Source organism: Martelella sp. AMO21009 (assembly GCF_053484295.1).
Genome location: NZ_JBAKFR010000013.1, coordinates 1 through 24,738 on the forward strand (window position 1 = coordinate 1; position 24,738 = coordinate 24,738).

25 protein-coding genes are annotated in these 24,738 nt (G+C 62.7%); 14 read left to right on the plus strand and 11 right to left on the minus strand.

The genetic code is table 11. From position 1 onward, the window contains the following. Positions 1-334: 2-dehydropantoate 2-reductase N-terminal domain-containing protein (locus tag V6766_RS14765; RefSeq protein WP_448467673.1), on the minus strand; the 334-nt coding region annotated here is incomplete at its 3' end. Between the two features lie 402 nt (positions 335-736). Between V6766_RS14765 and V6766_RS14770 the strand changes: the two genes are divergently transcribed. Then, complete coding sequence (locus V6766_RS14770) at positions 737-1,354, plus strand: flavodoxin family protein (RefSeq protein ID WP_448467674.1); 618 nt, start codon at positions 737-739, stop codon at positions 1,352-1,354. A 396-nt stretch (positions 1,355-1,750) separates the two neighbouring features. Here V6766_RS14770 and V6766_RS14775 read toward each other — a convergent pair whose 3' ends face one another. Continuing rightward, the gene (locus V6766_RS14775) at positions 1,751-2,359 is read right to left on the minus strand and encodes an NUDIX domain-containing protein (protein WP_448467675.1); all 609 of its coding nucleotides are present in this window, start codon (positions 2,357-2,359) and stop codon (positions 1,751-1,753) included. 98 nt (positions 2,360-2,457) lie between these two features. Between V6766_RS14775 and V6766_RS14780 the strand changes: the two genes are divergently transcribed. Further along, complete coding sequence (locus tag V6766_RS14780; protein ID WP_448467677.1) at positions 2,458-3,345, plus strand: 23S rRNA (adenine(2030)-N(6))-methyltransferase RlmJ; 888 nt, start codon at positions 2,458-2,460, stop codon at positions 3,343-3,345. Then, positions 3,342-3,944, plus strand: a complete 603-nt coding sequence (locus tag V6766_RS14785) for a glutathione S-transferase (RefSeq protein WP_448467679.1) — start codon at positions 3,342-3,344, stop codon at positions 3,942-3,944. Before V6766_RS14780 ends, V6766_RS14785 begins: the two co-directional genes overlap by 4 nt. A 76-nt stretch (positions 3,945-4,020) precedes the next feature. On the opposite strand, the gene V6766_RS14790 is transcribed toward V6766_RS14785, so the two are convergent. Beyond that, positions 4,021-4,665 carry an outer membrane protein gene (locus V6766_RS14790; RefSeq protein WP_448428613.1) on the minus strand — a complete coding sequence of 215 codons (645 nt, stop codon included), beginning with the start codon at positions 4,663-4,665 and terminating at the stop codon, positions 4,021-4,023. Between the two features lie 301 nt (positions 4,666-4,966). Here V6766_RS14790 and V6766_RS14795 point away from each other — a divergent pair, with 301 nt between their 5' ends. The 6 genes from V6766_RS14795 to V6766_RS14820 all read left to right on the plus strand — a co-directional run bounded on the left by V6766_RS14795 (position 4,967) and on the right by V6766_RS14820 (position 10,002). Next, positions 4,967-5,728: an SDR family oxidoreductase gene (locus tag V6766_RS14795; RefSeq protein ID WP_448467681.1), complete on the plus strand. Its 762-nt coding sequence runs from the start codon at positions 4,967-4,969 to the stop codon at positions 5,726-5,728. Beyond that, on the plus strand, positions 5,725-7,740 hold the full coding sequence (gene uvrC, locus V6766_RS14800) for an excinuclease ABC subunit UvrC (protein WP_448467683.1): 2,016 nt from the start codon (positions 5,725-5,727) through the stop codon (positions 7,738-7,740). Before V6766_RS14795 ends, uvrC begins: the two co-directional genes overlap by 4 nt. A gap of 128 nt (positions 7,741-7,868) precedes the next feature. Then, positions 7,869-8,465: a CDP-diacylglycerol--glycerol-3-phosphate 3-phosphatidyltransferase gene (pgsA, locus tag V6766_RS14805; protein ID WP_448467685.1), complete on the plus strand. Its 597-nt coding sequence runs from the start codon at positions 7,869-7,871 to the stop codon at positions 8,463-8,465. Then, the gene (gene moaD, locus V6766_RS14810; RefSeq protein ID WP_448467687.1) at positions 8,462-8,716 is read left to right on the plus strand and encodes a molybdopterin converting factor subunit 1; all 255 of its coding nucleotides are present in this window, start codon (positions 8,462-8,464) and stop codon (positions 8,714-8,716) included. Before pgsA ends, moaD begins: the two co-directional genes overlap by 4 nt. A gap of 4 nt (positions 8,717-8,720) precedes the next feature. Next, a complete protein-coding gene (locus V6766_RS14815; protein WP_448467689.1) occupies positions 8,721-9,182 on the plus strand; it encodes a molybdenum cofactor biosynthesis protein MoaE in 462 nt (153 codons plus the stop codon). Positions 9,183-9,294: 112 nt separating this feature from the next. Then, a complete protein-coding gene (locus V6766_RS14820; RefSeq protein ID WP_448467691.1) occupies positions 9,295-10,002 on the plus strand; it encodes a DJ-1/PfpI family protein in 708 nt (235 codons plus the stop codon). 54 nt (positions 10,003-10,056) lie between these two features. Here the strand turns inward: V6766_RS14820 and ndk are convergent, their stop codons facing one another. Both ndk and V6766_RS14830 read right to left on the minus strand, forming a co-directional pair. Next, positions 10,057-10,479 carry a nucleoside-diphosphate kinase gene (gene ndk / locus V6766_RS14825; protein WP_026173380.1) on the minus strand — a complete coding sequence of 141 codons (423 nt, stop codon included), beginning with the start codon at positions 10,477-10,479 and terminating at the stop codon, positions 10,057-10,059. A 97-nt stretch (positions 10,480-10,576) separates the two neighbouring features. After that, the gene (locus tag V6766_RS14830) at positions 10,577-11,245 is read right to left on the minus strand and encodes a glutathione S-transferase family protein (protein ID WP_448467694.1); all 669 of its coding nucleotides are present in this window, start codon (positions 11,243-11,245) and stop codon (positions 10,577-10,579) included. A 136-nt stretch (positions 11,246-11,381) separates the two neighbouring features. On the opposite strand from V6766_RS14830, the gene V6766_RS14835 reads away from it, so the two are divergent. Next, positions 11,382-11,894 (plus strand): DinB family protein, encoded by a 513-nt coding sequence (locus V6766_RS14835; RefSeq protein WP_448467696.1) that lies wholly within the window; start codon positions 11,382-11,384, stop codon positions 11,892-11,894. Positions 11,895-11,938: 44 nt separating this feature from the next. Next, positions 11,939-13,819: an ABC-F family ATP-binding cassette domain-containing protein gene (locus tag V6766_RS14840; RefSeq protein ID WP_448467698.1), complete on the plus strand. Its 1,881-nt coding sequence runs from the start codon at positions 11,939-11,941 to the stop codon at positions 13,817-13,819. Between the two features lie 167 nt (positions 13,820-13,986). On the opposite strand, the gene metF is transcribed toward V6766_RS14840, so the two are convergent. The 6 genes from metF to serS form a co-directional block, all read right to left on the minus strand. Next, positions 13,987-14,901: a methylenetetrahydrofolate reductase [NAD(P)H] gene (gene metF, locus V6766_RS14845; protein ID WP_448467700.1), complete on the minus strand. Its 915-nt coding sequence runs from the start codon at positions 14,899-14,901 to the stop codon at positions 13,987-13,989. Positions 14,902-14,905: 4 nt separating this feature from the next. Beyond that, a complete protein-coding gene (locus V6766_RS14850; RefSeq protein ID WP_448467702.1) occupies positions 14,906-15,910 on the minus strand; it encodes an ArsR/SmtB family transcription factor in 1,005 nt (334 codons plus the stop codon). A 442-nt stretch (positions 15,911-16,352) separates the two neighbouring features. Further along, positions 16,353-17,843, minus strand: coding sequence for a LysM peptidoglycan-binding domain-containing protein (locus tag V6766_RS14855; protein ID WP_448467704.1), 1,491 nt, complete (start codon positions 17,841-17,843; stop codon positions 16,353-16,355). Positions 17,844-17,973: 130 nt separating this feature from the next. Further along, on the minus strand, positions 17,974-18,627 hold the full coding sequence (locus V6766_RS14860) for a protein-L-isoaspartate(D-aspartate) O-methyltransferase (RefSeq protein ID WP_448428588.1): 654 nt from the start codon (positions 18,625-18,627) through the stop codon (positions 17,974-17,976). Positions 18,628-18,644: 17 nt separating this feature from the next. After that, complete coding sequence (gene surE / locus V6766_RS14865; RefSeq protein WP_448467706.1) at positions 18,645-19,403, minus strand: 5'/3'-nucleotidase SurE; 759 nt, start codon at positions 19,401-19,403, stop codon at positions 18,645-18,647. Between the two features lie 7 nt (positions 19,404-19,410). Further along, positions 19,411-20,694, minus strand: a complete 1,284-nt coding sequence (gene serS, locus V6766_RS14870; RefSeq protein ID WP_448467708.1) for a serine--tRNA ligase — start codon at positions 20,692-20,694, stop codon at positions 19,411-19,413. Positions 20,695-21,162: 468 nt separating this feature from the next. Between serS and V6766_RS14875 the strand changes: the two genes are divergently transcribed. The 3 genes from V6766_RS14875 to V6766_RS14885 all read left to right on the plus strand — a co-directional run bounded on the left by V6766_RS14875 (position 21,163) and on the right by V6766_RS14885 (position 24,732). Further along, entirely contained in the window at positions 21,163-22,107 is a 945-nt protein-coding gene (locus V6766_RS14875) for a substrate-binding domain-containing protein (RefSeq protein ID WP_448425678.1), read from the plus strand. A 113-nt stretch (positions 22,108-22,220) separates the two neighbouring features. Then, positions 22,221-23,750, plus strand: coding sequence for a sugar ABC transporter ATP-binding protein (locus tag V6766_RS14880; protein WP_448467710.1), 1,530 nt, complete (start codon positions 22,221-22,223; stop codon positions 23,748-23,750). After that, a complete protein-coding gene (locus tag V6766_RS14885; protein ID WP_448467712.1) occupies positions 23,740-24,732 on the plus strand; it encodes an ABC transporter permease in 993 nt (330 codons plus the stop codon). The genes V6766_RS14880 and V6766_RS14885 overlap by 11 nt, the downstream gene beginning before the upstream one ends. Positions 24,733-24,738: the final 6 nt, after the last annotated feature.

Consider the following 24,738-nt stretch of genomic DNA (forward strand, 5'->3'; position numbering starts at 1 on the left):
TGGCGGCGCTGCCCGAGGCCAGCACATCACTTATAACCTTGGTCACCGACGAGGTGTCGAAGTGGTTGGTCTCGGGATCGTAATTGGTCGGCGTGGCGACAATCACGAAATCGGCCTCGCGATAGGCGGCCGCCGCTTCGGTCGTCGCCTTCAGCCGCAGCGGCTTTTCCGCCAGATAGCGCTCGATCTCGGCATCGCCGATCGGGCTCTTACCGGCATTCAGCGCATCAACTCTACCCGGATCGATATCGATGGCCACCACCTCATTGTTCTGCGCCAGCAGCACCGCGTTCGAAAGCCCGACATAGCCGATACCGGCAACCGCGATTTTCATGTTTCACTCCAGCTGTTTCAGTGATCTTGCCAGGATGGCGGCATCTGCAGGAACATCACTCGCCCCAACGCAGACAAAGCGCAGCATTGCCGCGTCTCCTCGTCCTGGTTCGGATGCTGCCAAACCCAGCGCCTGCCCAATTGTTCCCGCGCCGCAGGACCAGAAAGCGCCAGGACAGAGCGTCGGCTGGAACATTCCCAGCCCCCTGCAGTTGGATGCAAAACAAGCCCAAGACGCAGGAACAGTGGATGGCGGGGCTGCGCGACGGCATCCGAAGCGCAGGAAGCTGCCTCCGCCTTCCGAAGGACCGAGGAAATCCGCCTAGCCGCGCGGGATTCTTCGGTCTCCGAGCCGCCGGCCCGCCAGCCCAATGGAAATGACAACCGACACCGGGAGATCGACATGCCGCTCAAAGCAATTGCACTCAATGCAACATTGAAAGCGTCCAGCAACAAAGCCCCATCCTCGACCGATCGCATGCTTGAGATCATCGCAGAAACATTTTCGAAACATGGCGTCGAGATGGAAACGGTGCGCCTCGCAGACCACGACATAAAGCCGGGCGTGAGCGCCGACGAGGGCGAAGGCGACGCATGGCCCGGCATCAGAGAGCGCATCCTCGACGCCGATATTCTTGTGATGGGCACGCCGATCTGGATGGGTCAGCCATCGAGCGTAAGCAAAAGAGCCCTGGAGCGCATGGATGCATTCCTGAGCGAAACCGACGACGCCGGTCGTATGCGCACCTTCGGCAAGGTCGCCCTTGTCGCCGTCGTGGGCAACGAAGACGGCGCGCATCATGTATCTGCGGAGGTTTACCAGGCGTTGAATGACGTGGGTTTCACGGTACCCGCCAACGCGGTCGCCTATTGGGTCGGCGAAGCGATGCAATCCGTCAATTTCGTCGACTTGAAAGAGGTACCAGCCAAGGTGCAGACAACCATCGATATGGCCGTCTCCAATTCCGTGCATCTGGCGAGATTGCTTGCCGATCACGGTTATCCCGAGCCAAAATCATAACCACGCCCATGCCAGCCCCAAAAAAACCAAGAGAATAGTCGCAGCAGGATACGTCCGATCGCTGGAGGACGGGATAAAACAGATGCCGCCGACTGACAGATTCGGGCCCATCGCAGCGAACCTCTGCTCTGCGCCCGGAATGATGAACGCTATGCGGATGCCGGCTTTTCAGGTCAGATACCGTCGATGGGATTATGAGCGCGAAGTTCGCCCAACGGGTTTTCCGTCACGCGCGCGTCTGAGGGCTAACGGCATGACACCTGTCTATCCGAATGATCAATTCCCGGAGCGGTAAGAGCAAAGCGGCTTTGTACCTCACCCATAAAGCTGGAACAGATCCGGCCAGACGCAATAGCTTGCGTGTGGCTCTTCCCCCCAACGCGATGATCAAAATTTTCAGGGAGCTGACGCGTCCGCTCCAAACACGGACCGGTTCATCGCCGCCCATTGCAGCAAGATGATCGTCTTGGCGTCGCTGATATCGCCGGAGGCAACCATCGCCATTGCCTCGTCGAGCGTGAGCGTGACGATCTCGATGTCTTCGTGCTCGTCGGCGAGCCCGCCGCCATCATCAATCCTCATGCCGCTGTCGGCGATCGCAGCAAAACAGTGCACCACCTCGGTGAGAATGCCCGGCGCGGGGACCATCGCGCTGACCGGAATCAGTTTGTCGATCGCGTAGCCGGTTTCCTCGCGGGCCTCGCGGATCGCGGCCTCTTCGGGAGATTCGCCTTCATCGATCAGCCCGGCCGCGGCTTCCAGTAGAAAGCCGTCACGCCCGCCCATGGCGAACACCGGCACACGGAACTGGCGCACCAGCACGAACTTGCCGAGATCGCGATCATAGACCAGCACGGTCGCCGCCTCGGGCCGCTCGCAGACCTCCCAGGACCGGTCGCTCTCGCGTCCCCGGCTGTCGCGATAATGGAAGGCATATTCGACGATCCGGCTCCAGCCTTCGAACAGCACGTTTTTCTGGAGGATTCGGGCGCGATCCGTGGTCATGGGGAAATCCTTGTTGAAAGCAGGCGGGCGGAGAGCCGCTTGTAAAGCGATGGCGAGACTCTTAATACCATCCCGGCCAAAGGCAATGCGAGGACGCGATGAATTACCGCCATATCTACCACGCCGGAAATTTCGCCGACGTTCTGAAACACGCCGTGCTCGCCAATGTCATCGGCTATTTCGAGCGCAAGGAGGCCGCCTTCCGGGTTCTCGACACCCATGCGGGCATCGGCCAGTACGATCTTTCGAGCGGGGAAGCGGAAAGGACCGGGGAATGGCGCGACGGCATCGGCCGCCTGCTGGACGCCGAGCTTCCCGACACTATCGCACCCCTGCTCGCCCCCTACCTCGATTGCGTGCGCGCGCTCAATCCGGGAATGGGGCCGAACAGCGGAATAAAATCCTATCCGGGTTCGCCGCGGCTTGCCCGCATGCTGCTTCGCAAGCAGGACCGGCTCTCGCTGATGGAGCTGCATCCTGCCGATTTCGAGACCCTGCATGCGGCCTTCGAGGGCGACTATCAGGTCCGCGCGACCCATCTCGACGGCTGGCTTGCGCTAGCCGGCCATCTGCCGCCGAAGGAGCGGCGCGGCATCGTTCTGGTCGATCCGCCGTTCGAGGAGCCGGGCGAATTCGATCGCCTCGCCGACGGTCTGGCGAAGGCCCACCGCCGGTTCGCCACCGGCACCTATCTGCTGTGGTATCCGATCAAGAACGGCGCCCCGGTCGCCGCCTTCCATCAGAAATTGAAGCAACTGGCGATCCCGAAAATCCTCTGCGCGGAGCTTGTCGTCAAAAGCGAGCGCGACACCGAGGGGCTTGCGGGCTCCGGCCTCGTCATCGTCAATCCGCCCTATACGCTGGCGGGCGAACTCGATATTCTGCTGCCCTATCTGAAGACCTGCCTGGCGCAGGATCGTTTCGCCCGCGCCAAAAGCTTCTGGATCGCCGGCGAGACCGCCCATGAGAAAGAAGACGGCCGATGAAACTGTTTTACGCCCCCGCCTCGCCCTTCTCCACCAAGGTGGTGATGGCGGCCCACCATCTGGGCATCGGGCTTGACCTCGTGCCCACAGCAACGCAGGACAATCCGGAAGACCTCCTCGCCGCCAACCCGCTCGGCAAGATCCCCACGCTGGTCACCGACGAGGGCGAGACCTACTACGACAGCCGCACCATCATGCATTATCTGAACGCGATTGCCGGCGAGGATGCCCGCATCTATCCGTGCAGCCCGGAAAAGCGCGCGGCGGTGGAACGCACCGAGGCGCTTTGCGACGGCATCTGCGACGCCGCCATTCTGGTGATCTACGAGACGCGCTTCCGCACGCCGGAGGCCTGGCACCAGCCCTGGGTCGACCGCCAGTGGGACAAGGTGCGCCGCGGGCTTGATCATCTGGATGTCCATCCGCCGAAATTCGGAAAGCGGCTCAATGCCGGCCATTTCGCGCTCGCGAGCCTGCTCGGCTATCTGATGCTGCGCTTTCCCGGCCAGTGGGAAGAACACCGCGTCCGCCTCGTCAACTGGCCCGCGGCATTCGAGGAACGCTTTCCCGATTATGGCCGTCTGCGCCCACAGGCGTAGCGCGCGGCGTTTCCCCTCCGAACGAAAAAGGCCCGCCTTGCGGCGAGCCTCCCCTGCATCAGGCGTTGTCGGGTTCTCAGAAGTGAACGCCGAGACCGACCTTGACGGTGTTTTCCTGAAAGCCGCGTTCATAGGTCGCGCCGTTCAGCTTGAAATCCTGCTTGCCGTAATCGGTGTAGCGGTATTCCAGGCGGGCGGAGATGTTGTCCGTCAGCATGGCTTCCGCGCCGGCGCCGGCCGTCCAGCCCCAGCCCATCTGCGTATCCTTGTCGCCGGCCTGCTTGGCGACCAGCTTGGAACCGGCGAGACCGGCGGTGCCGTAAAGCAGAACCGGATCCATGGCGTAACCAACGCGGCCGCGGAGCGAGCCGTTGACGCCCTGTTCCATCTTCACGCTCGGGAACACGACTTCGCTCTGGTTCGAGGTGGCGAGGTCGGCTTCGACGCCGTAGACGATGTTGCCGTTCTGCATGTTGTAGCCACCGAACAGCGTGCCGCCCCAACCATCAGCGTTGAAGTCGCCCTCGTCGAACGTGCCCCAGTCCCAGTTGGCGGCGCCGCCGAGGTAGAAGCCGCTCCAGTTCGAAATCTTGGCCGGCGGGGCGTAGCTGACCGGGCTCGGCTCATAAGGGGTGGAGACGATGGCGTCTGCGGCCTGTGCCGCGCCAGCGCTTACCAGTACCGCCATCGCGACGGCGGTCGTCGTTTTGAAATTCCGCATCTTGTCTCTCCTTTTTGTGCTTCGCTATCGTATCTGCGCGTATAGCACTTAAGAAATGAGATAGGCGCGATTAATTATGTTATCAATGCTTCCGCTGAACACCTCATATATATCGTTAACAATGGATTTATACAAAAATAAACTGAGAAAATCAGAGTTAATACATTATTTATATTTAAATTCTGCCGTATTGTTGCGTGGTGGCCGCTTCCGCCCCGCGCCGTAAGCGCGCCAACTTCCACTTGGTTGTTGCTGCGACAAGACGATATAAGCTTCGCAACGCCGTCCAAAGGATCGACATATGCAGCAAAACCCGCGCTCCAGAACCGTTCTCGTCACCGGCGGCGCGAAAAGACTTGGCCGCGCCATCGGCGAGGGCCTGGCCAATTACGGCTTCAATGTGGCAATCCATGCCAATCGCAGCGTCGAGGCGGCGGAATCGCTCGCGCAATCGCTGCGTGAAACCGGAATCGATGCGCGGGTTTTCACGGCCGACCTTCTCGACGGCGACCAGACGGGCGGGCTGATTGCGGCCGTGAATGAGGCGATGGGGCCGGTCGATATCCTGGTCAACAACGCCTCGCTGTTCGAGGACGACGCGGCCGCGCATTTTGACGCCGACCGGTTCGACCGTCATTTCGCGATCCATGTGAAGGCGCCGCTGATCCTGGCGGAGCATTTCGCCAAACAGACGGATGACGGCCTGACCGTCAACATGATCGATCAGCGCGTCTGGGCGCTCACGCCACGCTTCTTCAGCTATACGCTGTCCAAGAGCACGCTCTGGACCGCCACGCAGACCATGGCGCAGGCGTTTGCGCCGAATATCCGCGTCAACGCCATCGGCCCCGGCCCGACGCTGAAAAACATTCGCCAGAGCGACGAGGATTTTGAAAGCCAGATCGGAACGCTTATCTTAAGACGAGGGCCGGCGCTTTCGGAGTTCGCGGCGACGATTCGCTATCTCTACGAAACGCCCTCGATCACCGGCCAGATGATCGCGCTTGATGGCGGGCAGCACCTGGCCTGGGAAACACCTGACGTAACGGGTATCAATGAATGACACGCAACGCGCCTGACGGCGGCATTGTTTACGACGAAAAAGATGACGACGACGCTCTGCCGGAGGTCGCGCTGCCCTCGCCCGACGCGATCCAGTGGAATGACGCGGCGAGCGAGCAGCACGCGCTGAAGGGCGCGGAACTGATCTCCGAATTCGTCAAGCGCCTACCGAACGCCCCCGGCGTCTACCGCATGTTCAACGCCAATGGCGACGTGCTTTATGTCGGCAAGGCGCGGTCGCTGAAAAAACGCGTCACCAATTATGCGCAAGGCCGCGGCCACTCCAACCGCATCACCCGCATGATCGCGCAGACCGCGCATATGGAATTCGTCACCACCAGGACGGAAACCGAGGCGCTGCTGCTGGAAGCCAATCTTATCAAACGGTTGCGGCCGCGCTTTAATGTTCTGCTACGCGACGACAAGTCGTTTCCCTATATCCTGATCACCGGAGATCATGAGGCGCCGGCCCTGTTCAAGCATCGCGGCGCGCGCGCCCGCAAGGGCGATTATTACGGTCCCTTCGCGTCGGCCGGCGCAGTCGGGCGCACCATCAATGCGATGCAGCGCGCCTTCCTGATCCGGTCGTGCACCGACAGCGTCTATGAAAGCCGCACGCGCCCCTGCCTGCTTTACCAGATCAAGCGCTGCGCCGCGCCCTGCACCGGCGAGATATCGAAGGAGGGCTATGCCGAGCTTGTCGACGAGGCCCGCGCCTTTCTGTCGGGCAAGAGCAAGCAGGTTCACGCCGAACTCGCCGATGCGATGAATGCGGCCTCCGAAAACCTCGATTTCGAGCGCGCGGCGATCTATCGCGACCGGTTGTCCGCGCTTTCGCACGTGCTCGGCCACCAGGGCGTCAATCCGGCCGGCATCGAGGAAGCGGATGTGTTCGCGATCCACAATGAGGGCGGGCTCTGCTGCATTCAGGTGTTTTTCTACCGCACCGGCCAGAACTGGGGCAATCGCGCCTATTTCCCGAAGGCCGATCCATCGCTCACCGGAGCGGAAATCCTGAACGCCTTCCTGGCGCAGTTCTATGACGACAAGCCGATCCCGAGGAATATATTCCTGTCGGAAGAGATCGAGGAGCAGGCGCTGCTGGAACTGGCGCTGTCGGAGCGCGCCGAACGCAAGGTGCAGATCACCGTGCCCAAGCGCGGGGAAAAGCGCGAGGCGGTCGAGCACGGCCTTGCCAATGCCCGCGAGGCCCATGGCCGCAAGCTCGCCGAGACCGCCACCCAATCACGCCTGCTCGAGGGCTTTGCCGAAACCTTCGGCCTGCCCCATCCGCCACGCCGGATCGAAGTTTACGACAACTCGCACATCATGGGCACCAATGCTGTCGGCGGCATGATCGTCGCCGGTCCCGACGGTTTCGTGAAGGCGCAGTACCGCAAGTTCAACATCAAATCGACCGAGATCACCCCCGGCGACGATTTCGGCATGATGCGCGAGGTCATGACCCGCCGGTTCGCAAGGCTGATCAAGGAGCACGGCATTCCCGACCGCAGCGTTGCGCCGGAGGGCGACGGCGAAGCTCCCTTCCCCGCCTGGCCGGACGTGATCCTGATCGACGGCGGACAGGGGCAGATGTCGGCAGTGCGCAAGATCCTGGAAGACCTCGGCATCACCGAAGCGGTCACCGCGATCGGCGTCGCCAAGGGCGCCGACCGCGAGGCCGGCCGCGAGCGCTTCTTCATGACGGGCCGGCCCGACTTCTCGCTGCCGCCGCGCGACCCGGTGCTTTACTTCATCCAGCGCCTGCGCGACGAGGCCCATCGCTTCGCGATCGGTTCCCACCGGGCGCGGCGCAAGAAGGAGATGGTCAGGAACCCGCTCGACGAGATCGCGGGAATCGGGCCGTCGCGCAAGCGCGCGCTGCTTCAGCATTTCGGCTCGGCCAAGGCGGTGTCGCGCGCCGGACTTTCCGACCTTGCCGGCGTCGACGGGATTTCGGAAGCGATGGCCCGTCTGATCTACGACCATTTTCACGACGGCGGCGGCAAATGACGGCCGGCTTTCGGAGATTCTGAAAACCTGTCACAGGTTTAATGCCGCGCCGCATTGACCGCGGGGTTGCATTGGAAGCATCTTGCGGCGGGGCGCGACCGGCCCGCCCGAGCACACGGAATGACGCGATGGCATCGAAAGCTTATAACCTACCCAACCTTCTGACCTATGGGCGCATTCTGGCGGTTCCGCTGATCGTGCTCTGCTTTTTCCTGGAGGGAAAGCTCTCAAGCTCCGATTTCGCCCGCTGGGCGGCGCTCACGATCTTCCTGATCGCCTCGATCACCGATTTCTTCGACGGCTATCTGGCGCGCGCGTGGAACCAGACCTCCAATATCGGACGCATGCTCGACCCGATCGCCGACAAGCTGCTGGTCTCGACCTGCCTGCTGCTGCTCGCCGCCGATGTCGAGCGTACGATCGCCGGCTGGTCGCTGTGGGCGGCGATCATCATCCTGTGCCGCGAGGTGCTGGTCTCGGGCCTGCGCGAATATCTGGCAGGCCTCAAGGTTTCGGTCCCGGTCACCCGCATCGCCAAGTGGAAGACCACTTTCCAGATGGTGGCGATCGGCCTGTTGCTGGCGGGCCCCGCCGGCGACAAGGTGATCCCCTATACGACCCATCTCGGCATCGTGCTGCTCTGGGTCGCGGCGGCGCTGACGATGTATACCGGCTATGACTATTTCCGCGCCGGGCTGAAACATGTCGTGGAGGCGGAGCGATGACCAGGCTCGTCTATTTCGCATGGGTGCGCGAGCGGATCGGGACCGGCGAGGAGGAACTGGAGATTCCGGCCGAAGTGACGGATGTCGCCGGCCTGCTCACCTTCCTGCAGGCGCGCGGCGATAATTATGCCGCGGCGCTTGCCGAGCCGGAGGTGATCCGGGTCGCGCTCGACAAGTTCCATGCCGAGCACGACGCCCCGATTGCCGGCGCGCGCGAGATCGCGCTGTTTCCCCCGATGACGGGCGGGTAAGACAATGCAGATCACACCGAAGATCAAGATACAGGCGGAAGCGTTTGATATCGCATCGGAAATAGAAAACATTACCGCTGGCCGCCCGGATATCGGCGCGACCGTTAGCTTCACCGGTCATTGCCGCGACGAGGGCGGCAGGCTTGCCGCGCTGGAGCTCGAACACTATCCCGGCATGGCCGAGGAGGAGATCGCCCGGATCGGCGCTCAGGCGATCGAACGCTTCGGCCTGCTCGGCCTGACGGTGATCCACCGTTTCGGTCGCATGCTGCCCGGCGATCCGATCGTGGTGGTGATCGCCGCCGCCAGCCACCGCCATGCCGCCTTCGACGGCGCCTCCTTCGTCATGGACTTCCTGAAGACCGACGCGCCGTTCTGGAAGAAGGAACACCTCAAGCATGGCGGCTCCGGCGAATGGGTCAGCGCCCGCGAACAGGATGACCATGCCCGCGACCGCTGGCAATAAAACGGTCACGATGTTGCTGTAGAAGCGCGATTGCAGGGCTTGCCCGGATTGTAAATCGCTCTATCCTGCTGATGAAATCTTTCAATCGATTTACCGTGCGACGAGGACCGCCATGCCCGCCAATGCCGCTTCCATAGATGTCGGCTTGATCATGTATCCTGGCCTGACCCAGCTGGATCTCTTCGGGCCCGCCGACGTCCTCAACCGCATGCCGGGCACCAACATCAAGTTCCTCTGGAAGAACCTCGATCCAGTGATCGTCGATCGCGGGCTGCGCGTTCTGCCCAACACCACCTTCGGCCAATGCCAGAGCCTCGATATCGTCTGCGTCCCCGGCGGACCCGGCCAGATCGCGCTGATGGACGACGACGAGACGCTGAACTTCCTGCGGCGGATCGCGCCGGGCTGCCGGCTGGTGACCTCGGTCTGCACCGGTTCGCTGGTGCTGGGAGCGGCGGGCCTGCTGGAGGGCTACCGCGCCACCTCGCACTGGACCTCGATCGAGCAGCTCGCGCTGTTCGGCGCCAAACCGGTGCATGAGCGCGTCGTCGTGGATCGCAACCGCATCACCGGTGCGGGCGTCACCTCCGGCATCGATTTCGCCTTGCGGGTGGTGGAGGACATGACCGACCGGGCTACCGCCCAGCAGATCCAGCTGCAGATGGAATACGATCCCGAGCCGCCCTATCGCTGCGGCACGCCGAAAACCGCGCCGCCGGAGATCGTCGACGCCGTCAGGGCGCGGCTTCACATGTTCCAGTCCAGCCGCCGCTCCGCCAGCGAACGCGCCGCCGAACGCCTCGCCGCGCGCAAGGGTTGATACAAAAAACCCGCGGGCAAGCCGCGGGTTCTGAAAACCGGTTCGACTAAAAAATCAGCCGACGATTTCGGTTTCGGAGAACCAGAAGGCGATTTCGCGCTTGGCGGTTTCCGGCGCATCCGAGCCGTGAACCGAATTCTCGCCCATCGACAGCGCGAAGGTCTTGCGGATCGTGCCCTCATCGGCCTTTTCCGGGTTGGTCGCGCCCATGATTTCGCGGTTCTTCAGCACGGCGTTTTCGCCTTCCAGAACCTGAACGATGGTCGGACCCGAGCACATGAAATCGACGAGCTCACCGAAGAACGGGCGCTCCTTGTGCTCGGCGTAGAAGGCTTCCGCCTCGCGCTTTGCCATCCATACCCGCTTGGAGGCGACGACGCGAAGGCCGTTTTCCTCGAAAACCTTGGTGATCGCGCCGGTCAGGTTGCGCTTGGTGGCATCCGGCTTGATCATCGAAAAAGTGCGTTCAATCGCCATGTCGTCGTCCTTTGCGTTCATGAAATTTGGCCGGTGTATAAAGCGGTTTCGGCCAAAATGGAAGCAGTCGGACGCGTCGAATTTGCGCGGTTCGCGATTATGACGTTTCGGTGAAGCCCTGGCAGCGTTCGAACCAGTTCATCACCGGATCATTGGGATCGAGGATATCGGGGTTGCCAGTCAGGAGAGCCCATTTGAGGGCGCCGAAGACGATGTAATCGGCAAACAGCGGCTCGCTGCCGCCGATGAAGGGTTGGTTCTTCAGCATCACCCTCAGCGGCTTCAGCTTGTCGGCGAAAGCGGCGATCTCCGCCTCGCGCCCGGTCGCGACCTCTTCCAGCGTCGCCCCGAGCCGAGCTTCGCGGCTTTCGCGGAAATAGACCTGATCGACGGGGGCGAGCATGTCGTGGATATTCTTGACCGCGATCCGGGTGATGGCGGGATGCAGCGTCGCCTGTGAATAGGCCTCGACGAACCGCGCCATGCCGGCCCCGCCCTCGCCCTTGAACAACGACGGCGCTTCCGGATAGGTCTGCTCCAGATAGAGCGCGATCGCGAAACTGTCGGCAATCAGCTTGTCGCCATCCTTCAGGATCGGCACGGTTTTCGAAAACCCGTTCTCCAGCTTCGCGATCTCGGTGAAGCCGACGGGCTTTTCCTCAAAGTCGAGCCCCTTGTACCTTAAGGCCAGGATGATTTTCCAGCAATGGGGGGAAAAGCGGATGTCGGGATCGGCGCCACAAAGCGTGTAGAGAATTCGAACCATGAGAAACTCCTTCGTCGCGGTTGAAAAATTAGCACGTCAAGGGGGAATGACGCATGAGACTTATTGCTGAAACCATCAAAATTTCTCGCTGGCGAACGGCCGGCACGGCGCTATCCTGCCGCAAAAGGAGACCCCCATGCTGCAGCATTACCGCCGTTTCGCCGCCTATAATGCCTGGGCCAACGGCCTTGTCTACACCGCGGCCGCGGAATTGTCCGATGAGGAATATCGCCGCGATCTCGGCGCCTTCTTTCCCTCAGTGCATGCAACGCTCAACCATGTGCTCTATGCCGACGGGGTGTGGATGACGCGGTTTGCGGGCAAGGACACCGGCCCGGTTCTGCTCGACACCATCCTGTTCGATGATTTCACGGCGTTGAGGGCGGCGCGCGCGGCGATGGACGAGAAAATCATCGACTTCATCGACGGGCTCGACAGCGTCGAAGGAACATTTTCCTATCAGCGCGGCAACCCGCCCAAGACCTATACCGACCGGCTCGGCACCACGCTCGCGCATTTCTTCAATCACCAGACCCACCACCGCGGCCAGGCGCATATGATGCTGACGGTGCTCGGGCAACCATCGCTGGCGCTGGACATGATCTATTTCCTGCGCACCCCGGAAGGATGCGCGCTCGACGAGGCCTGACGCAGCGCTTGCCAAGCGGACTTGTTTCAGACAAAACCGCTGGCATGATCTCGATATCCGACCTTACCGTCCGCGTCGCCGGACGCCTGCTCATTGAAAACGCCTCCGTTTCCATCCCTGACGGGATGAAGGCCGGGCTTGTGGGGCGCAATGGCGCCGGCAAGTCGACGCTGTTTCGCGTGTTGACCGGCGCGCTTGCGCCCGAGACCGGCACGGTTTCGCTGCCCAAACGCGCGCGCATCGGCCAGGTGGCGCAGGAAGCGCCCGGCACGGAGGATCCGCTGATCGACATCGTACTCGCCGCCGACAAGGAGCGCGCCGCCCTGCTTGCCGAGGCCGAGACCGCGAAAGACCCGGACCGGATCGCCGAAATCCACACAAGGCTTGCCGATATCGACGCCCATTCGGCAGAAGCGCGCGCCGCCAGCATTCTCTCCGGCCTCGGCTTCGACGAGGCCGCCCAGAAGCGCCCCGCCTCGTCGTTTTCCGGCGGATGGCGCATGCGCGTGGCGTTGGCGGCGGTGCTGTTTTCCGAACCCGACCTGCTGCTGCTCGACGAGCCGACCAACTATCTCGATCTCGAGGGCACGCTGTGGCTGGAGGATTATATCCGCCGCTATCCCTACAGCGTGATCATCATCTCGCATGACCGCGATCTGCTGAACACCGCGGCCAATGCCATCGTTCACCTCGACCAGAAAAAGCTGACCTTCTATCGCGGCTCCTACGACCAGTTCGCCCGCCAGAAGGCGGCCCAGGACGAGTTGCAGATGAAGGCGCATGCCAAGAACGAGGCCCAGCGCAAGCACCTGCAAAGCTTCATCGACCGGTTCAAGGCCAAGGCCTCCAAGGCCCGCCAGGCGCAAAGCCGGGTCAAGGCGCTGGAGCGGATGGGAACGGTTTCGGCGGTGATCGAGGATCACGTGCAGGGCTTCTCCTTCCCCGCCCCGGAAAAGATACCCGCCTCCCCGATCGTCGCAATCGAGGACGGCGCGGTTGGCTATGCACCGGGTAAGCCGATCCTCACCGGGCTCAACCTGCGCCTCGACAATGACGACCGGATCGCGCTGCTTGGCGCCAACGGCAACGGCAAGTCCACCTTCGCGAAGTTCATCTCCGGCCGGCTGAAGCCGGAGTCCGGCACGCTGAAGCTCGCGCCGAATCTTCTGACCGGCTTCTTCGCCCAGCACCAGATCGATGACCTCGTGCCGGAAGAAAGCGCGATCGCCCATGTGCGCAAGCTGATGCCGGCCGCCCCCGAACCGAAGGTGCGCGCCCGTGTCGCCCAGATGGGGCTTGCGACGGAAAAGATGGACACCCCCGCCCGCGATCTTTCCGGCGGCGAAAAGGCGCGGCTCCTGATGGGCCTTGCCGCCTTCCACGCTCCCAATCTGCTGATCCTCGATGAGCCGACCAACCACCTCGACATCGACAGCCGCAACGCGCTGATCCAGGCGCTGAACGATTATCCCGGCGCGGTGATCCTGATCTCGCATGACCGTCACCTGATCGAGGCGACCGTTGACCGGCTGTGGCTGGTCCATGATGGCACGGTGAAGAACTATGACGGCGACCTCGAGGATTACCGCGAGCTGATCATCTCCGGCGGCAAGCCGAAGGCGGCGAAGGCGCCAGTCGAGGATACCCGCTCGAAAGCCGAACAGCGCCGGAGCGCCGCCGACCGACGCGCTTCGCTCGCGCCGCTGAAGAAGCAGATCGATCTGGCCGAGAAGAAGACCGCGAAGATCGAGGCAATCATCGCCAAGCTCGACGCCGACCTCGCCAATCCGAAGCTTTACACCCAGTCACCGGACAAGGCGAAGGTCATGATCCAGGCGCGCGCCAACGCGGCGGCGGAACTGTCCAAAATCGAGGAGGAATGGCTGGCGCTTTCAGCGAAATACGAAGCCGGCATGGCTGACTGATCGTCGGTGGCGGAAGCATTACCGGTGAAAACCAGAGCAGTTTCACGGAAACGCGAAATGGCTCTATCTCTTTGTTTTTACGCATGTTAGAGGACGTCAGGTGTTCCCACCTGACTGCGAAATCCTCTGGATCACCGGCAACTATCCGGGAACACGCTACATCGCTTCTATCCCGTGCGCCCCAGCATCTTTTCATCCGATGCGCTTTCGGCAGGCTTGATGCCGAGCCGCTCGAACACCGCGATCAGCAGTTTGGAGCGGTTCATTGTGTAGAAATGGAACTCGGAAATGCCGCGCCTTTGCAGATCGAGCACCTGCTCGGCGGCGATATCGGCCGCGACCTCGAAATGCGCCGCCGGATCGTCGACCAGGGTTCCCAGCCGCTTCTCGAGGAAATCCGGGATGCTCGCCCCGCACATCGCCGCAAAACGCTTGAGCTGGTTGAGGTTTTGCACGGGCATGATGCCCGGCAGAACCGGAAGAGTGATGCCGGCCCTGCGGACGTCGTTCAGGTAGTCCTCGAACACGTCATTGTCGAAGAAGAACTGGGTCAGGGCGCGGTCGGCGCCGTTATCGGCCTTGGCCTTCAGCATGGCGATATCGGCGGCGCGATCGGCGCTTTCGGGGTGTTTTTCCGGATAGGCGGAAACCGAGATATCGAAATCGTCGATGGCCTTCAGTCCGGCCACCAATGCCGCGGCATTGGCGTAGCCGCCCGGATGCGGCCGGTAGGCAGCGCCGACGCCATCCGGTGCATCGCCGCGCAGGGCGACGAAACGCTTCACGCCGGCATCGCGGAACCTGCGGATTACATCATCGACCTCGCCGCTCGTGGCCTTGACCACCGTCAGGTGCGAGGCGGTGACCAAATCGGTCTCGTCGATCAGGCGCTTGACGGCGTCGAAGGTCGGGGCCTGGCTGGATGCGCCGGCGCCATAGGTGACGGAGACGAAGGCGGGATCATAGGCAGAGAGCGCCTGAACCGCCCGCCACCAACCTGCGGCGGCGTCCTCGCTCTTGGGCGGAAAAAATTCGAACGAATACTCGATCGGCCGCGTCAGCGCCCCGGTTCCATCGGTCATTGCCTCAGACACTCCTCGCAAAAGTCTTTTCATTGCCGCCGGCCACCAGCCGGCGGGGATCGCGCGCAAGCCAGACCGTCACCGTCAGCGACGGTTCGTTTGCTGCCGCGAAGGGAAGATCGATCACCTTTTCCACGTCCAGCCCGGCTTCCTGCATCCAGTCTTCCATCGCCTGATGGGAAAAGCCGAGACGCAGATGCGCGTGGTCGGCGCGCAGATATTCGAGGTCATGCGGCGCGAAATCGATGACCGCCAGCCGCCCGCCCGGCCGTATCACGCGCGCGGCCTCGGCAATCGCTTCGTCCGGGTTTTCCAGGAAATGCAGCACCTGATGGATAATCACCAGATCGAAATCCTCGCTTTCCAGCGGCAGGTTCAGGATATCGCCGAGCCGGACAACGGCGCGGGTCAGGCCCTCGGCATCGAGATTGGCGCGGGCGACGGCCAGCATGTCGCGGCTGGCATCGATGCCGACGGCGCGGCGATAGACATCCTTCAGCAACAGCAGCATGCGCCCGGTGCCGGTGCCGAGATCGAGCATGTTCTGCACCGGTTTGTTGCCGATCAGGCTGACGAGGCATTCTTCCACCTCGGCCTCGGAAATGTGGAGGCGGCGCATCTGGTCCCACTCGCCGGCATGCTGGGCGAAATAGGCCTCGGCCTTTTCCGCCCGCGCCTGCTTGACCGCCGCAAGACGGGCCATGTCGCGTTTCAGCGCCGAATCCTCCGGCGAAGCGTTATCGAGAAGCTGGCGCACAAGCCGCGCGGGCAAGCCCTCGTCCTTCAGTCGGAAATAGGCCCACGCGCCTTCCTGATAGCGGTCGATCAGTCCGGCCTCTGCCAGCAGTTTCAGGTGGCGGGAAATGCGCGGCTGCGACTGGCCAAGAATATCGGTAAGATCGGAAACCGTAAGATCGCCGGCGGACAAAAGCGCAAGCAGCCGCAGCCGCGTGGGCTCGCCCACCGCCTTCAGCACCTCCACCATGGTCTCCAGATCGAACTTCGCCATCTTCCGACTTTCATCAAGATATAAAGATGTCTTTATATTGCCTGCGCAGTTTGCGCAAGCCCACTGATGAAGCATGGTACAATAGCACAGCAGCGCTGCCCACCATCGCGAGGCGGCGTCAGCGAAACAGCGAACCTGATCGGCCGGCAAATTGCCCGGACAAGCAAAACAGCGCCCCTCGGCGCCGCCAGTTTTCTGACAAACACTGCCCCACATTCCGGGTCATCCTCGGGCTTGACCCGAGGATCCAGACCGCCCGGTAAGGACTTGCCATAAGTCTTCGCAAATTCAGTGACTTAATCGTCTGGATGCTCGGATCAAGTCCGAGCATGACCCAAGACGAGGGGCCGACGACATACGATGGTCAAAGCCTCGGCTTTGTCAGCAGGTTGACGGCGTCGTTCAGTGCCCTGCAGCTGCCTCGCAATTCAATGTCGGCTTATCAACCGTTCAGGAACGGCATCGGATCGACGGCGGTGGTGTTGTCGCGAACCTCGAAGTGCACCATGGGGCGCTGCGCCTTGCCGCTCATGCCGGAGGTGGCGATGGTCTGGCCGCGCTGGACGCTGTCGCCGCGCTTGACCTTCAGCTCCTCGGCATAGCCATAGACCGTCACCCGTCCGTCGTCATGGCGGACCAGGATGGCGTTGCCGTAATCGGAGAGCCCGTCATCGGCATAGACCACAACGCCGTTTTCGGCGGCCTTGATCGGCGTGCCCTGTGGAACCGAAATGTCGATGCCCTCGGAAATATCGTCGCCGTATGGCTGGCCGAAGCCGACGACCACCGCGCCCTTGACGGGCCAGCGATAGGTGGCGATGCCGGTGCCTTCCGGAATTTCCTCGCCTGCGTCGGAACGAACGGCAACCTTTTCCACGACGGCGGTCTTTTCGGCGGCCGGTGGCTGATAGGGCTTGGGGCTGTCTGCGGTCTGAGCGGTCTTGTTGACCGGGGTCGTCGGCGCGGCGGCAGCCGTTTGCACCGGCGCGGTCGGCTGGGCCGGCGCGCCCTTGCTCGGAATGACGAGCTTCTGGCCGATGCGGATATTGGCCGACGTCAGTCCATTGGCCGCCTTCAGCGAATCAACCGTGACGCCATAGGACTTCGCGATCGTGTAGAGGCTGTCGCCGCTCTTGACGGTGTAGCTGTTGCCATCGCCGCTCTCGCCATTGCGGGCGGCGGAGGCCGTGCTGGTCGCCTCCACGCTCTGGCGCTCGCGCACGCCCGCCGTTCCCGGCAGAACCGCGACGCGCTGATCGGGTGTATCGGAGGGGATCTGCGACGGCGCGGCCGGCGGCAGGCCCTGGGTCTGGCTTGCCGACTTGGCAACCGACGGCTGCGTGGAACCCACCGGGACAACGAGAACCTGGCCGGGACGCACCTGCGAGGCGCTGGTAAGGCCGTTCAGCCGGAGGAGTTCCTGCTCGCTGACGCCATTGCGGCTGGCGAAGGCGGAAAGCGATTCGTCCGAACGCATCATCACGCGCCGCGTCGCCACATCCTGCGTGCTGGAGGGAAGCGTGCTCGGCTGGCCTACGGCGGCCGGCTGGGGCGCGGGATTGGCCGGCTGGGCAAGCGCCGCTGTCTGCGTTGGCGCTGACGGCGGCGGCAGCGTGTTGCTCTGCACCGTCACCGGCGTGGTCGCCATGCGGGCGCCCGAACCGGCGGTGGTCGCGGTATTGATCGGTTGGTTGCTGACGACGGCCTGGCCGGAGGAAGCCGATGGCAGGCCCTGATATCCGCCACCGCCGACATTGGCGGGGGGCACGAGCTGCTGATATTGGGGAACGACCGAGCCGGTGGTCATCGTGTCCGGCCCATTGCTCAGGCGCGAGGTTTCAGAACTGCACCCGGCGGCCAATATGGCCAGCGACGAAACGAGCAGTACGCCTTGTGTTGCTTTGCCGACTTCCGGCAGCCCAGAAATACGCATGAACCGACCCTGTACGCTTGAACTCTTTACTGCACCGGTTTTAACCACATCAGAGTTACCGCACGGTTAAGGCCGGCGACGAAGCGTGAAATTCGGGCGCAAAAAGTCAGGTCAGCCGGAAAGCGGGGCCCTACAAGGCCTTTGAGAGACCGCGCTCGGCGGCAAGATACGGCACCTCGAACAGGTCTTCCCGTTCAAACCGGCTGCCGATTCGCGTCATGCGCACCATCAGCGGCCGGGCGCCCTCGCGGATCAGCGGTGCCATGATGACGCCGTTGGAGACAAGTTGTTCCACGCGCGCGCGGGGAATTTCCGGCAGCGCCACGGTATAGAGGATACGGTCGAAGGTGCCCTCGCCGCTCATGCCCTCGCGGCCATCAGCCTGGCGCACGACGACCCTTTGCAGCGAAAGTTCGGCAAGTCGCCTGCGGGCAAGGTCGGCAAGCGTGCGATAGCGTTCCACCGTCAGCACCCGCTCGGCAATGCGCCCCATGATCGCGGCTGTATAGCCCGAACCCGTGCCGACCTCGAGCACGCGCTGTCCGGGCTTCACCTTGAGGATATCGATAAGGCGGATGGCGAGATCGGCGCTTTCCATGAACGCCCCGCATTCGATCGGCACGGAGCGGCCGCTATAGGCATAGGGCGAAAGATGCGAGGGCGTGAACAGCGAGCGCGGCGTGGCCTCGACCGCCGACAGCAGGTCAAGATTGGTGACGCCGCCGGCGCGAAGGCGCATGACAAGCGCCGCAAACCCTTCCCGTTCCTGAAGCTTCGTCGCCACCGCCATCCCTCTTCACATCAACCGAGCGCAGCTTTGATCCTGTCGCGAACCGCATGGTCGGTCAAGTCGAGCTTGAGCGGGGTGACCGAGAGATAATTCTCGCCGATCGCCTGCAGATCGCTGTCATCGGCAAAGGCGCTGAGGCGCTCGCGGAAGGTCAGCCAGTAATAGGGAAGTCCGCGGCCATCGGTGCGCTTATCAACAGAGAGGCCCGACTCAAGCTTGCCCTGCGCCGTAACCCGCACGCCCTTGACCTCCTCCGGCGCGCAGCACGGGAAATTGACGTTCAGGAAGGTGCCGTCGGGAAGGTCGAGCGTCAACAGTTTGTCGATCAACTCCGGGGCATGGCGCTCGGCCACCTCCCAGGGGAAATAGCGCCGGCCATCATCGTAATTGCCGGTCTGGCTGAGCGCGATCGAGCGGACGCCCTGCATCGTGCCTTCGATCGCCGCGGCGATCGTGCCAGAATAGGTGACGTCATCGGCCATGTTGGCGCCGGAATTGATGCCGGAGAGGATCAGGTCCGGCGGCTCGGGCAGCACTTCACGCACCGCCATGATCACGCAATCGGTCGGCGTGCCGCGCAACGCATATTCCTTCTCGCCCATCTGTCGGAGCCGCAGGGGCTCCGACAGGGTAAGCGAATGGGCAAGGCCGCTCTGGTCGGTCTCCGGCGCCACCGTCCAGACGTCGTCGGAAAGCTGGGCGGCAAGGGATTGCAGCACGGCAAGGCCGGGGCCATGGATGCCGTCGTCATTGGTCAGCAGAATGCGCATATCGATCTCACTTCGCCTTCTCGATGCGGGTCATGCCGCCCATATAAGGCACCAGCACCTCCGGCACCGTGACGGAACCATCTTCATTGAGATAATTCTCGACGACGGCGATCAGCGCGCGGCCGACGGCGACGCCGGAGCCGTTCAGCGTATGCACGAAGCGGGTCTGCTTCTCGTCCTTGCCGCGATAGCGCGCATTCATGCGCCGCGCCTGGAAATCGCCGCAGACCGAGCAGGACGAGATTTCGCGATAGGTATCCTGCCCCGGCAGCCAGACCTCGATGTCATAGGTCTTGCGCGCGGAAAAGCCCATATCGCCGGTCGAAAGCGCCATGACGCGGTAATGCAGGCCGAGCTTCTTCAGCACGTCCTCGGCCGCCGCCGTCATCCGCTCCAGTTCATCGAGCGAGCTTTCGGCGTCGGTGATCGACACCATCTCGCACTTCAGAAACTGGTGCTGGCGCAACATGCCGCGGGTGTCGCGACCGGCCGATCCCGCTTCGGACCGGAAGCAGTAGGTGAGCGCGGAATAGCGCAGCGGCAATTCCTCCGCCGGCAGGATCTCGCCCGCGACCAGATTTGTAAGCGGCACCTCCGCCGTCGGGATCATCCAGCGATCCTCCGAGGCCTTGAAAAGGTCGTCGGCGAATTTCGGCAACTGGCCGGTTCCGAAAAGCGCCTCGTCGCGCACCAGAAGCGGCGGGCTGACTTCCTGATAGCCGTGCTCGCTGGTATGCATGTCGATCATGAACTGGCCGAGCGCGCGCTCCAGCCGAGCAAACGCGCCCGTCAGCACCGTGAAGCGCGAGCCGGAAAGCTTCGCCGCCCGCTCGAAATCCATGCCGCCGAGCGCCTCGCCGATCTCGAAATGCTCCTTCGCGGCGTGATTCCAGCCGGGCTTTTCGCCCCAGCGGCGGATTTCGACATTGGCCTCTTCGTCTTCGCCGACCGGCACATCGTCGAGCGGCACGTTGGGGATGCCGGCGAGAAGATCGTCGAGTGCTGTCGTCGCTTCGCGCTCCTCGGCCTCCAGCGTCGGCATCGCGGTCTTGATCTCCGAGACTTCGGCCTTCAGCTTTTCGGCAAGCTCCGTATCTTTCTTGCCCATCGCGATGCCAATTTCCTTGGATGCGGCGTTGCGGCGGGATTGCATTTCCTGGAGGCGCTGCACGACGGAGCGGCGCTTCTCATCCAGATCGACGATTTCTGCGGCAAGCGGCTTGGCGCCGCGCGCGGCCAGCGCCTTGTCGAGCGCCTCCGGGTTTTCGCGAATCCATTTGATATCGAGCATGATGGAGCTTCCAGAAAAATAAAAGGGTCGCCGGTCGATTTACCGGCGGCCCTCTTGTGCCCAACTCATATCAAAAGCGCAAGTGGAGGGCCCAGAGCGCATCGGCGAAAATCGCCCTTCCGAGGTGGTTCGACAGACCGGCGGTGGTCAGCAAGTGTCTGATCGCCGTGTTGCCAGGTGCCTCTTGGGCAAACTTGTGCCGCAAACCAATCCTGTCGAGCGGACCCGCCACGGGACGCGATACTGCCGGCCCACCCCCCCATAGCCCGGCCGCCTGCAACCCGAATTGAATAGCATTCTCTCACACCGGCGCTGGCAACTGACAGCGCCGGTGTGTTCGGCCACTCATTCGAATGCACTTGTATTTTTAAATTAACAGATGTATTCAGTGATTGGCCGTTGGGCGTTTCACCCCTCCGCCAGGAGGATCGCCCGTAAGAGCGGCGAACACGATCGGGAGGAAAATCGATGAAGAAACTCACCGCTTTGCTGGCGGGACTGGTTATTGCCATGCCGCTGGCCGCTGCTGCGCAGGACGCAGCCGGAACCGCCACGAAGGACAGCTACCGCTTTCTTATCGTGCCGAAGGTCGTCCATCCGTGGTTCGACAAGGTCAATGACGGCGCGCAGATGGCCGCCGAAGCGCTGAAGGCGCAGACCGGCGCGGATATCGAGATCGTTTACTCAGCACCGCAGACGGCGGACGTCGTCCAGCAGGTCCAGATCGTCGAAAGCGCGATCTCGACGCGCCCCGACGGCATCGCAATCGATCTGCTCGACCCCTCGGGCAATCGCGGCTCGCTCGAAGCCGCCCAGGGCCAGGACATTCCGCTGGTCATCTTCGACTCGATCCCGCCGGAAGGCATGGCGATCCCCTATATCGGCTCGGATTTCTGCGAGCAGGCCAAGATCGCCTCGCGGCGGCTGGTCGAGGTTCTCGGCGGCGAAGGCGAAGTCGCGATCATGATGGGCGTGCCGACGGCGCCGAACCATTCGATCCGCGCCGAGTGCCACCGCGAGGTCTTCGCCGAGCATGAGGGCATCGAGGTCGTTGCCGAAGGCATCGACAATGACAGCATCGAGACGGCACAGCAGCAGGCGGCCGCCATCATGCAGGCCCATCCGAACCTGAAGGGCTGGGTTGCCTCCGACGCTGCCGGTCCAATCGGCATCGGCCAGGCGATCATCGAAGCCGGCAAGCAGGACCAGGTCACGCTCGTCGGCCTCGACAACCTGCCGGAAATGCTCGACATGATCCGTTCGGGCGTCGCCGACAGCTCTTCCGCCTCGCAGCCCGAGCTTCAGGGTTACTGGTCGGTCATGCTGCTCTGGGCACAGGCCACGGGCGCGCCGGTTCCGCAGTATCTCGATACCGGCAACGCGTTCCTGACCAAGGACAATGTGGACGGCTGAGCCGTTTGCCGCGACCGGCCCCCGGCCGGTCGCACTCGCCGGGCCGCATTTGCGGCCCGCGTTCCTTTCAATGCCTCTCAATGGATTGATCGGAAAACTGCTCAGGAGGACACATGACCTACCTTAAGGCACGCGGTCTTGGCCGGGTTTTTCCCGGCGTGACCGCGCTTGACGATGTCGATCTCGACATCGAACTGGGCCGGACCCACATTCTGGCCGGCGAAAACGGCGCGGGAAAATCCACGCTTGTGAAGATCCTGACCGGCTCTGATCGTGCGACCACCGGCACGATCGAGATCGATGGCAAGGACCCCGTCAATCACCCGGATCTGTTTCGCAACATTGCCTATGTGCCGCAGGAACTCTCGCTTTTCGCAGACGTGAGCGTCGCGGAAAACCTGTTCATGCCCTTCGATCGCACCGGCCACGGCCCATTCGTGAATCGGCGGCGGATGGAGGCCGAGGCGCAAGCCTATCTCGACAGGTTCGGCATCGACGCAAGACCGTCAGATCTTGTGCGGCACATCTCGGTGCCCGACCAGCAGCTTCTGCAGATCGCCCGCGCTTCGACCAACAAGGACATGAAGGTCCTGATCCTGGACGAGCCGACCTCGGCTTTGACGGCCCGCGAAGTGGCGCGCATCTTCAAGGTGATCCGCGGATTTCTCGACAGCGACCACGCGATCGTCTTCATCTCGCACAAGATGGAGGAAGTCTTCGAGATCGGCGACGACTACACCGTTCTGCGTAACGGCCGGAAGGTGGATGCGGGACGGATCGCCGATATCGATGAGACCGCGCTGATCCGGGCGATGTCCGGCCGCGAGGTGGCGATCGACGAGCACTTTCGGCCGGCCTGCCCCGTCACCGACACGATCATGACCGTCGACAACCTGTCGGGTCACATGTTCAGCGACGTCAGCTTCAGCCTCAAGCGTGGCGAGATTCTCGGCTTTGCCGGACTGGTGGGCGCGGGCCGTTCGGAACTGATGCAGACCATCTTCGGCTTTCGCAAGGCCTCAGCCGGAAAGGTCGAGGTGGAAGGTCGCAAATGGCGTTTGAACGATACCGCCGCCTCGGTCAACGCCGGCATGCTTTATCTTTCCGAGGAGCGCAAGCATCACGGCATTTTCCCGCTGCTGTCGCTTCGCGAGAATATCGGGATCTCCGTATTGTCGCTCACCTCGGGCGCCGCGGGGATTGATTTCGGCAAGGAGCGCAAGCTCGTGCGCAAGGTTATTGACGATTACGAAATCCAGGCGTCTGGCCCCGGCCAGCGGATTTCAAACCTTTCCGGCGGCAACCAGCAAAAGGCGATCATCGGCCGGGCCATGGCGACCACGCCGCGCGTTCTGATCTTCGACGAGCCGACAAAGGGCATCGACATCCGCACCAAGGCGGAGATCTACCGGATCATGAAGGAGCTCGCCGAGGACGGCGTCGGCATCATCCTGATCTCCTCGGAGATGACGGAACTGCGCCGCTGCGCAAGCCGGATCATCACCATGCATGGCGGCCGCATCACCGGCGATTTCGATGCCGCCGCCACCGATACCGAAACACTGGTTGGCGCCATCTTCGCGACCGGCGCCGGGTCTGAGGCACAGACCCAGAACGAGGCAGAGGCTTCCCATGTCAACTGACAAGACCACTCAATCCCGCGCGCCATCGGCGCTTGCAATCCTGGTCCGCAATCCGCTTGCCGGCGTCTTCGTGGCGCTCGTCGTCATCTTTGCCGTGTCGGCTTTGATATCGCCCTATTTCCTATCGGGCTACAACATGTCGGTGATCGCGCGCGGTCTGGCCTTCGTCGGGCTGGTCACCATCGCCCAGTCGTCGCTGATGATCCTTGGCGAGCTCGACCTGTCGCTTGGAACCATCGGCGGCCTGTGCGGCGTCGTCTCCGGCATGCTAATGGTGCAGGCCGGCCTCCCCTGGGGCATGGCCCTGGTTCTGGCGCTGGCGCTGGGCATGGCGCTCGGCTTCCTCAACGGCTTCCTGGTCACCACGCTCGGCCTGCATTCGCTGGTTCTGACGATCGGTACGGCAGGCATTTACGGCGGCGCGATTCTGGTCCTGACCAAGGGCGTCGCGATCACCGGCATTCCGCAGGGCATCCAGTTCCTCGGCCGGGGCGATGTCTTCGGCCTTCCTGTGCCTTTCCTGATCATGCTGATCGTGCTGGTCATCGCGCTGTTCCTGACGATGAAGACGTCGATGGGCCGCTACATGTACGCCATCGGCAACAATGCGGCAGCCGCGCGCATGCTCGGCATTCGCGTTGACCGGATCCGGATCCTGGTCTTCACCTTCGCCGGCATGCTGTCCGCGCTTGCCGGCCTCCTGATGGTGGCCCGCCTTGGCACCGCCCAGCCCTCGATCGGCCAGACCTGGGTCCTCGCGCCGATCGCGGCGGCGGTCATCGGCGGGGTGGCGACCACGGGCGGCGTCGGCTCGCCGCTCGGCGCGATCTTCGGCGCCTGCATCATCGCCATCATCGAGAACATCATCGTGCTGTTCGGTGTCTCGCCCTATTGGCAGGGTGTCGTGTCCGGCGCCATCGTGGTAATCGCGATCTCGTTTGACGCGATCTCCCGCCGCTATCTTCGCCGCGACGGCGCATGAACTGAC